Annotated in this window: 6 protein-coding genes and 2 pseudogenes; 1 reads left to right on the forward strand and 7 read right to left on the reverse strand. The window is 59.4% G+C overall.

The window, feature by feature from the left end; translation table 11 throughout:
- Window positions 1-296: 296 nt before the first annotated feature.
- The 5 genes and pseudogenes from PH547_RS33295 to PH547_RS33315 all read right to left on the reverse strand — a co-directional run bounded on the left by PH547_RS33295 (window position 297) and on the right by PH547_RS33315 (window position 4,375).
- Window positions 297-719, reverse strand: a complete 423-nt coding sequence (locus tag PH547_RS33295; protein ID WP_246802380.1) for an ABC transporter permease subunit — start codon at window positions 717-719, stop codon at window positions 297-299.
- Between the two features lie 379 nt (window positions 720-1,098).
- Window positions 1,099-1,479: pseudogene (locus PH547_RS33925) on the reverse strand (amino acid ABC transporter permease); the annotation flags it as partial.
- 94 nt (window positions 1,480-1,573) lie between these two features.
- Window positions 1,574-2,590 (reverse strand): amino acid ABC transporter substrate-binding protein, encoded by a 1,017-nt coding sequence (locus tag PH547_RS33305; RefSeq protein WP_004112780.1) that lies wholly within the window; start codon window positions 2,588-2,590, stop codon window positions 1,574-1,576.
- Between the two features lie 114 nt (window positions 2,591-2,704).
- Complete coding sequence (locus PH547_RS33310) at window positions 2,705-3,172, reverse strand: RidA family protein (protein WP_004112782.1); 468 nt, start codon at window positions 3,170-3,172, stop codon at window positions 2,705-2,707.
- Window positions 3,173-3,181: 9 nt separating this feature from the next.
- A complete protein-coding gene (locus PH547_RS33315; RefSeq protein WP_246802381.1) occupies window positions 3,182-4,375 on the reverse strand; it encodes a MalY/PatB family protein in 1,194 nt (397 codons plus the stop codon).
- Between the two features lie 164 nt (window positions 4,376-4,539).
- On the opposite strand from PH547_RS33315, the gene PH547_RS33320 reads away from it, so the two are divergent.
- A complete protein-coding gene (locus PH547_RS33320; protein WP_004112786.1) occupies window positions 4,540-5,439 on the forward strand; it encodes a LysR family transcriptional regulator in 900 nt (299 codons plus the stop codon).
- A 226-nt stretch (window positions 5,440-5,665) separates the two neighbouring features.
- Here PH547_RS33320 and PH547_RS33325 read toward each other — a convergent pair.
- Window positions 5,666-5,833, reverse strand: a pseudogene (locus PH547_RS33325) (MFS transporter); the annotation flags it as partial.
- An 18-nt stretch (window positions 5,834-5,851) separates the two neighbouring features.
- A partial coding sequence (locus tag PH547_RS33330) for a transposase (protein WP_285170454.1) occupies window positions 5,852-6,128 on the reverse strand: 277 nt, incomplete at its 5' end.

The following is a 6,128-nucleotide window of genomic DNA, read 5'->3' on the forward strand; positions in this document are numbered from 1 at the left end:
CAGGAGATGCTCCCAGCTGGGTGCCGTGAACCAGGGACGAAACGACGACAGCCACTGGCGAAGGATTTGCGGAACAGGATCACCCGACCCGACGCAGTTCTCATTATGATCGGTCATCCACCGGTTCGAATCCGGTCACGCGAAACAGGCAAGTCAGAGAGACTGCGGCGAATTGATTCACCCCGCTCAAATTGCCTCAAAATGAGAGTGCCGCGCGCGCCACGCTGCCAGTACGCGGAAGATCAGCGCCGCCGCAACAAACCCGAAATTCCAAAGAGATTTTGTACAAAGTCAAGCTAAGTCAGCATCAGCATCAGCATGCCTTCGAGCTCGCGCCCGGTCTGGTTGATCGTGATGCCCCCGAGCGTCGAACGGAGATCCATGTAGCCGACGGCTAGGCCCAGCGACGTATTTTTCGTGATGTTGAGATATTGCGAGATCAGCGGCGGCACGATGACCCGCAGGGCCTGCGGCAAGATTACCAGACGCATCGTGCGTCCTGAGGAGAGCCCAAGCGCATGCGCCGCTTCAGACTGGCCCTTCGAAATGGCAAGAATGCCGGAACGAACGATTTCCGCAATGAAGGCGCCGGTATAGAGGCTCAGCCCTATCCAGAGCGCGATGAAGGCATTGCGCAACTGCAGACCGCCGGTGAAGTTCAAGCCCTTCAAGGCCGGACAGTCTAAGTGGAAGCCGAGTACGTAAAGGAGGATTATCATCGGCAACGCAAAGACGCCCAGGCTCTTCCACCACGTGGCCGGGCGCTGACCGGTTTTGCCTTGGACCTGCGCGGCGTGCTTTTACCAATCCCCGATGCCCGATGAGTGAAAGCGCCACAATAGTCAGAATCGCTACGTAATTGAGATCAAATGCTCCAAGCACATCAGGAGCCGGCCCCAGGCTTTGCGAGAAGGCGGGCGTGGGTAGGTAGATGCCGCGGTTCGTAACCGCGATGCTGTCCCAGAGCATTATCGCTGCTGTGGGATGCTCGCCGCGAAATGCGTTCGGTGTCGGCATCGCCTGCGACATCACCGCAGCTACGACGATGATCCAGAGCAGAGCCGGAATGTTGCGGAAGCTCTCGACATAAACCGTCATCAAGCGGGCGACGATCCAGTTGTCTGAAAGCCTCAGCACCCCTGCCAAAACGCCAAGAATTGATGCGGTCAAGCACGCCATTGCGGCGACAATCAGCGTGTTGAGCAGGCCGACGACGGCGGCACGGGCGTGTGTGCTTGTGCTGGAGTAGTCGATGGCATGCGGAGAAATGTCGTAACCGGCCGTGCTCCATAGAAAACCGAAGGAGAAGTCTTTTCCAAGTGCGGCGAGATTGCGAATCGTGTTGTCGACCAGCCACGCTGCCGCAAGCAGGAGCAGGATGAACGCCAGGATCTGGATCGTCCGTGCTCGATAACGGGTGTCGTTAAACAGCATGCCCAGGTGAAACGGCTGGCGCGGAGCACCGGTTTTCATTGTCATGCGAGATATCTCCCTGAAGGTCTGCGCGGCCTTCGGTGCGGGCAGACGAGGCGAAAGCGAAAGGCGCGGGGGCAAGCCCGCACCTTGAAGGCTCTCAGCGGAACGGCAGCGGGTACATAAGACCGCCCTGGTTCCACAAGGCGTTTTGTCCGCGGGCCAATCCGATCGGCGTTTTCTCGCCGATGTTCTTGGCGAAGATTTCCCCGTAATTGCCCTCGGCGGCAATCACACGTTTGGCCCAGGCGGCATCGAGGCCGAGCTGTTCGCCGAGATTGCCTTCCTTGCCCAACAGGCGGTTTATTTCGGGGTTGTCGGTGCCGGCGGAAAGCTTCTCGACATTCTCTGCGGTGACGTCGAGCTCTTCGGCAGCAATCAGCGCCTGCAACGTCCATCGCGCCACATCAGCCCATTGGTCGTCGCCCTGACGCACAAGCGGACCCAATGGCTCTTTCGAGATGACATCCGGAAGAATGACGTGGTCCTGCGGAGTCTTGAAGCTGGAGCGCGTAGAGGCGAGGTCCGATCCGTCGCTGGTATAAACGTCGCAGGCGCCAGCCAAGTACTTCTGGGCGATGTCGGCATTGTTCTCGACCGGTACCGGCTCGTAGGTCATGCTGTTCTTGCGAAAATATTCCGCAAGGTTCAGCTCGGTGGTGGTGCCTGTCTGGATGCAGATCGTCGCGCCGTTCAGGTCCTTGGCGCTCTTTGCGCCGAGCGCCTTTGGCACCATGAAGGCTTGCCCGTCATAGAAATTCACGCCGGCAAAGGTGAACTTGAGGTCGACGTCGCGCGAAAACGTCCAGGTCGTAGTGCGCGACAGGATGTCGATTTCGCCCGATGCGAGCGCCGTAAAGCGCGTCTGGCCGGTCGTCGGCACGAAGTTCACCGCATTGGGGTCCTTCAGGACCGCGGCGGCGATCGCCCGACAATAGGCGACGTCCATGCCTTGCCAAACGCCGGACGCATCCGGCGCGGAGAAACCAGCCTGACCACCGGTCACGCCGCAGTTGAGCTTGCCACGCGCCTGGACGTCGGCCATCGTGCCGGCCGACGCTATGCCCGCCGTCAGCGTCGCCGCGGCCACTGTGGCCAACAACAAAGTCTTCTTCATTGACATTCTCCCGGTTTGTGATCCGAAAGCAGCGGCTTCCTGCCGGTTCTCCGCTTTGGGATCGGTTGAGTTCCCGATTGTTCGTCGTTCCGCAGAGCCTGGTGACACGTATTGTTATTGGTCGATTTCGAGCATCGCCTCTATCTCGACGGGTGCATTCATCGGCAAAGCGGCGACGCCGACGGCGGAGCGCGCGTGCTTGCCTTTGTCGCCGCAGACAGCGAGGAGGACATCAGACGCCCCGTTTGCAACGAGATGTTGCTCGGTGAAGTCCTCAGCCGAAGCCACGAAGACCGTGATCTTGATGATCCGTGCAATCCGATCGAGGCTGCCGAGATGTGCCTGCGCCTGGGCGAGGATGTTCAAGGCGCATTGTCTGGCAGCCAGCGCTGCGGCCGTGACGTCAAGCTCGCGGCCGACGAGACCTGTGGCAATCAACTTGCCGTTCGACAGTGGCAGCTGACCCGACGTGAGAATGAGATTGCCGCTTGCGACGATGGGGAGATAGTTCGCTACCGACTTCGCCGCTTCAGGCAGTTCTAGCCCGAGTTCGGCCATGCGTTTTTCAATCGTTTGAGACATCGGCGCGCCTCACAGTTTAGAGATGGCGGCGTTGATGCGGGTGATCGCATCATCGACAGTCGAGCGAGGACAGCCGAGATTGACGCGCATATAGCCGCGGCCCTCAATCCCAAACTTCTGGCCCTTGTCGAGCCAGACGCGCGCCTTGGTCAGCATGAATTTTTCGAGTGTTGCGGCATCCATGCCGAGCCCACGGCAATCCATCCAGGCGAGATAGAGCGAGTCTGCCGGAAGCACGCGGACCTTGTCGGTCGCATTATTGATCCGATCCGCGAAATAGAGGTGATTGCCGCGCACATAGGCGAGCATCTCCTCCAGCCAGGGTTCGCCATGGGCATAGGCCGCTTCGCAAGCGACCATGCCCAGTACGTTGACCAGCGGGAACATGTTGCGGTCGTATTGGCGCAGCAGTTCACCACGCAGCCGCGGATTCGGCACGAAGATATTTGCGCATTGCAGACCCGGCAGATTGAAGGTCTTGCTCGGCGCGGTGCACGTGATGCTCATTTGCGCGAATTTTTCGCCCAGCGATGCGAAGGCGATGTGTTTCTTCGCCGGGTTGAGGATCAGGTCCTGGTGAATTTCGTCGGAAATCACCAGAATGTCGTGCCGGGCGCAGATCTCTCCCATGGTCCGCAGTTCTTCTTCCGACCAGACATTTCCGGTCGGATTGTGCGGATTGCTGAGGATGAAGATCTTCGTGTTGGGCCGTATGGCCGCCTCGAAAATGGCGGCATCGAACCGGTAGCCGTCCTCGGTGCGAACGAGCGGGGCGAAGGCCAGATGACGGCCATTCATCAGCATGTCGTTGTGGAAATGGGCATAGACGGGCGGCTGGATGAGAATGGAGTCGCCAGGCGCGGAAAACGCCTGTGCGGCGACCTTCAGGATGGTAATGATGCCGGCCGAGGCAACAACCCATGCCGGCGCCACGTCAAAACCGAAGCGCTTTGCCTGCCATCCGGTCACGGCCTCAAGGTAATTTTTGGTCATGCCGCCGGGATAGCCGAAGACGCCGTGCTGGACAGCCTCGGCAAGCGCATCGATGACCGGTCGCGGGGCTTTGAAATCGGTATCGGCAACCCACATGGGAAGAGGATCGGCGGCCGCTTCGTCTGCGGACAGCAGGCGCTCGGCGAAAGCCCATTTCATCGAGTTGCTGTTCTTGCGATCGATGACCTCGTCAAAAATAGATGACGGCATGGCGTGATCCCCACGCGGATGCGGCGCAGTTGCAAGCTTCGTCAATACATTTCCTTTCGTCCGTCGCGGCTGCCTCGGCAGGATCATGGTTGACGAAAAGGTTAATCGCAGTGCATTATGAATGGAAATGGTATGAATTCATGTGGTGATGAGCGGAGGTCATAATGATAGATCGGCAGCATCTTGCGATCCTGAGGGAAGTCAACCGTCACGGCAGCGTCACCGCGGCGGCCGAGAAGATGAACGTCACACAGTCGGCGCTCAGCCACACGATCGCGAAGTTCGAGGATCGGCATGGCATCAAGATCTGGATGAAAACCGGTCGGGGTTTGCGCCTAACGCAAACGGGCGAATACCTGCTCACCGTGGCCGAGCGGGTTCTGCCGCAACTGGAGCACGCGGAACGGGTCCTCATAGACTTCTCATTGGGGCGAAGAGGAATGCTCCGAGTTGGCATGGAATGCCATCCCTGCCAGCGCTGGCTCTCGAGAATGGCGACACCCTATCTGGCTCAGTGGCTCGACGTGGATTTCGACGTGCGCACCGCCTTTCGCTTCGACGGGGTCGAGGCGCTGCTCGGTTATGAAATCGACCTCTTGATAACGCCGGACCCGGTAGAGGCGCCGGAGCTGCTGTTCACGCCCGTGTTCGATTACGAGCTGGTCCTTATGGTGCACGAGTCCCATCCTCTTGCCGGCAGGACATGCGTGCAACCGCACGATCTGATGGACGAAGAGCTAATCACTGTTCCCGTCACCCTAGAGCGATTGGACATTTACACCAAGTTTCTCGTTCCCGCCCATTATCGGCCCCGTCAGCACCGCACGGCCGAAACCGTAGACCTGATGTTGCAACTCGTCTGCGCGGGCAGGGGGGTCACCGTCCTTCCGGACTGGTTGCTGCACGAGGATGGGGCAGGAATGCCGATACGGGCGCTCAGCCTCGGAGAAGCCGGCATCCGGAAGAGCATCAATCTGGGCGTCAGGCGCGGCGAGGAGACCATCTCCTATATCGATGGCTTCCTGACGCTTGCCCGAGAGATGGGCCGCACACCCCTCGCGTGATTGCGGGATGCGTGGTGAGGCAGTTTCGTTCGCCGCGCAAGTTGCGTGTCCTGCCGCATTAGCCGTCCGAGACAAAACCGATTGCCATGCCAAGGCGTCCTGGGTGACGGTTGCGCGCGCCACGCCGGAAGCCAAGCGCTCGTAGAAACGCGCTGCGGCCTCAAGACATGAAGCGCGAGTACAATCTGATCGAGCGACGCGCGGAAACCGACACTAGAGTCCTTCCTCATCTGTTGCGGGGTAAGCTGGCGGCGCGCGATACCAACGGAACGAGCATAAAAGCTACGGCCGGCAGCACAAGCCAGTTGACCGTGCTCCAGCCTGAGCTGTGCAGCAGCGAACCGGCGAAAAAGGAGGCGCAGGCAACTGTCCCGAACACCATAAATGCATTAGAGTCGGATTCGAAAAGCGTTCAACGATATCCATACCTTGCTAGCCGTCTGGTGATGAGACGAATGTGGGCGATCATGATCCACGCTTCGGCTGATGCGATCGAGCGTTCGACGTCTTTGGCCAATCTGCGGCATCTGCCAAGCCAGGCGAAGGTCCGTTCGACCACCCATCGACGCGGCAGAACCTCGAAGCCTTTCGCCTTGTCTGAGCGCTTGATGATCTCGATCGTCCAGCGCCCGATCTTTTTCAGTCGCCGCTTCAACTTATCGCCCGCATAGCCACCATCGGCGAAGACA

The sequence above is a fragment of the Rhizobium cerradonense genome, assembly GCF_030182455.1.
In the GTDB taxonomy this organism is placed as follows: Bacteria; Pseudomonadota; Alphaproteobacteria; order Rhizobiales; family Rhizobiaceae; genus Rhizobium.

What these genes read in the sequence shown, in the direction of transcription:
- PH547_RS33295 (WP_246802380.1), bottom strand. Translation starts at nt 719, where the DNA reads ATGATAATCCTCCTTTACGTACTCGGCTTCCACTTAGACTGTCCGGCC.
- PH547_RS33305 (WP_004112780.1), bottom strand. Translation starts at nt 2,590, where the DNA reads ATGAAGAAGACTTTGTTGTTGGCCACAGTGGCCGCGGCGACGCTGACG.
- PH547_RS33310 (WP_004112782.1), bottom strand. Translation starts at nt 3,172, where the DNA reads ATGTCTCAAACGATTGAAAAACGCATGGCCGAACTCGGGCTAGAACTG.
- PH547_RS33315 (WP_246802381.1), bottom strand. Translation starts at nt 4,375, where the DNA reads ATGCCGTCATCTATTTTTGACGAGGTCATCGATCGCAAGAACAGCAAC.
- PH547_RS33320 (WP_004112786.1), top strand. Translation starts at nt 4,540, where the DNA reads ATGATAGATCGGCAGCATCTTGCGATCCTGAGGGAAGTCAACCGTCAC.